The sequence below is a fragment of the Synechococcus sp. Cruz CV12-2-Slac-r genome (assembly GCF_024346075.1).
Classification (GTDB): domain Bacteria; phylum Cyanobacteriota; class Cyanobacteriia; order PCC-6307; family Cyanobiaceae; genus Synechococcus_D.
This window is the reverse complement of the sequence record NZ_JAGQEK010000224.1, coordinates 1-2129: the sequence shown is the minus strand read 5'-3', so window position 1 is coordinate 2129 and position 2129 is coordinate 1. Positions and strand designations below refer to the sequence as shown.

3 protein-coding genes and 1 pseudogene are annotated in these 2129 nt (G+C 53.3%); 2 read left to right on the top strand and 2 right to left on the bottom strand.

The window, feature by feature from the left end; translation table 11 throughout:
- A pseudogene (locus tag KB557_RS10945) lies at positions 1-1130 on the top strand (glycine dehydrogenase (aminomethyl-transferring)); the annotation flags it as partial.
- Positions 1131-1317: 187 nt separating this feature from the next.
- Positions 1318-1563 carry a hypothetical protein gene (locus KB557_RS10940; RefSeq protein WP_255134145.1) on the top strand — a complete coding sequence of 82 codons (246 nt, stop codon included), beginning with the start codon at positions 1318-1320 and terminating at the stop codon, positions 1561-1563.
- On the opposite strand, the gene KB557_RS11265 is transcribed toward KB557_RS10940, so the two are convergent.
- Together KB557_RS11265 and KB557_RS10930 are read right to left on the bottom strand one after the other, a co-directional pair.
- Complete coding sequence (locus KB557_RS11265) at positions 1560-1865, bottom strand: hypothetical protein (protein ID WP_399219030.1); 306 nt, start codon at positions 1863-1865, stop codon at positions 1560-1562. The two genes, KB557_RS10940 and KB557_RS11265, sit on opposite strands and share 4 nt — an antisense overlap.
- 73 nt (positions 1866-1938) lie before the next feature.
- Positions 1939-2129, bottom strand: a 191-nt coding sequence (locus tag KB557_RS10930) for a flavin reductase family protein (RefSeq protein ID WP_255134143.1), incomplete at its 5' end; no start/stop codon positions are given.

Below are 2129 nucleotides of genomic sequence, written 5' to 3'. Positions count from 1 at the left end.
GGGAAAGCCAACGCAAGGTGTGTTTAATCCCCACCAGCGCCCACGGAACTAACCAGGCCAGAGCAGTGATGGCAGGCATGCAGGTGGTGGCGGTGCAATGTGATGCCGATGGCAATATCGATCGCAATGATCTAGCTGAGAAAGCAGCTGAATACAGCAACCAACTAGCTGCGCTGATGATTACCTATCCCTCCACCCACGGGGTATTTGAAGAAGGTATCAGCGAAATTTGTGGTTTGGTGCATGGCCATGGCGGCCAGGTGTATCTCGATGGTGCCAATCTCAATGCCCAGGTGGGGGTTTGCAAGCCGGGTTTATTTGGCGCGGATGTGTGCCATCTCAACTTGCATAAAACTTTTTGCATCCCCCATGGGGGCGGTGGCCCTGGGGTAGGCCCGATTGCGGTAGCAAGCCACCTTGCGCCTTACCTGCCTGGCCATCCATTAGTGCCTTGCGGGGGAGCAAAGGGAATTGGCGCTGTGTCTGCAGCCCCATGGGGTAGTGCTTCGATCCTGCCGATCAGTTGGATGTATGTGCGGATGATGGGAGGGGCTGGGCTGCGTAAAGCAACTGCCGTTGCCCTGCTTGCCGCTAACGACCTAGCGGAAAGACTGAACCCCCACTACCCCGTGCTTTATCGCGGTGCAAACGGACGTGTGGCCCACGAGTGCATCCTTGATCTACGGCCCCTCAAAAACAGCGCTGGGTTGGAGGTGGATGATCTTGCTAAACGGCTGATGGACTATGGATTTCACGCCCCAACAGTGAGTTGGCCTGTGGCGGGCACTGTGATGGTGGAACCAACCGAAAGTGAATCTTTGCGGGAACTTGATCGTTTTGTTGAGGCGATGCTGTCAATTCGCCTTGAGGTGGCGGCGATCGAAGCAGGCCAGAGCGACCCACAAAACAACCCCTTAAAACGCGCACCCCACACCCAGGCAGCAGTTACGGCAAATCAGTGGGATCGCCCCTACAGCCGCCAGGAGGCAGCATTCCCAGTGGCTGGATTGCTTACTAATAAATTGTGGCCTGCAGTGGCTCGCATCAACAATGCCTACGGCGATCGCAATCTTGTGTGCAGTTGCCCATCGGTGCAAGAGCTGGCAAGCCCTGAATTAACGCCCAATTGAAATCTTTTTTAATCTTACCAATCCTGATGGGCACTGCGATTTGAGCTGAAAACAAGATTTTCTTTATTTTAATCACTTAAAACTTAATATTTTCTACTTGATTTAAGCCTTGCCTTTGTTGCATTATCTGAGCCAAGTGCGGTTGGAAGCCTTTTGGTTTTCACGGCAAAGCTGTCTGATGGGGATCATGACCAGCAAAATCAGCACTCATCTAAAAGTGCTCAGTAGCCCTGAGTTACCTTTCCAAGCGGGTCAAATACAGCAATCTTTAGCGAAGGGCGAAACGGTACAGATGGAAGGTACCAATGTGGTGCGGGTGCCATTTGGTGTGCGTAAACCACGCCGCACCCGTCCGCAACGCCCTTTGCACTGGGCCACCTTGGTAATCCCGCTGCAAAGCTGGGATCCCACCCCACCACCCCAGGCGGCTTAAGCGCAGTAGCGCTGCTGTTGGTTGTTGGCAATATTTTCTAAACGCAACTGGCTTGGGCTTGAGCTACTACTTTTTGTTTGCTGCGGTAATAGATCGAGCCGCGGCCGACGATCGCGCCCCAGCCGCGCCAAACGCCAATCAACCAAAGCTTTTACATCTGAAATTGAACATGCTGGTGCACGAAAGGGAAGCACATGCATCGGGCTGCGTTCTGGCCTCACCAGCCAGCTGAAATCTTGCTGAGGGATCAGCACAAAACCGCGATATCGCACCGCTGGTTCAAGGGCTTGCACAACCTTCAATTCAAACCGATTCCATTTGAACCCAAATCCATCGAATTAACACGCTTTTTTTTAAAGCCAGATATACAAGCGGTTAGTAATTAGCGCCACTGCGGCGATGGTGCAGAGCTGTTAAGCCCGATTCATCAAAAAGGCCACCGCCAGTTACTTGGGCATAGAGCACCCAGTGGTCGCCGCAATCCATGCGTTGTTGCACAGTGGCTTCTAGCCATGCCAATGCATCTGGCAGTAGGGGTTGCCCCGCGGGGCTGTTGCGCAATTCAA

What these genes read in the sequence shown, in the direction of transcription:
- KB557_RS10940 (WP_255134145.1), top strand. Translation starts at nt 1,318, where the DNA reads ATGACCAGCAAAATCAGCACTCATCTAAAAGTGCTCAGTAGCCCTGAG.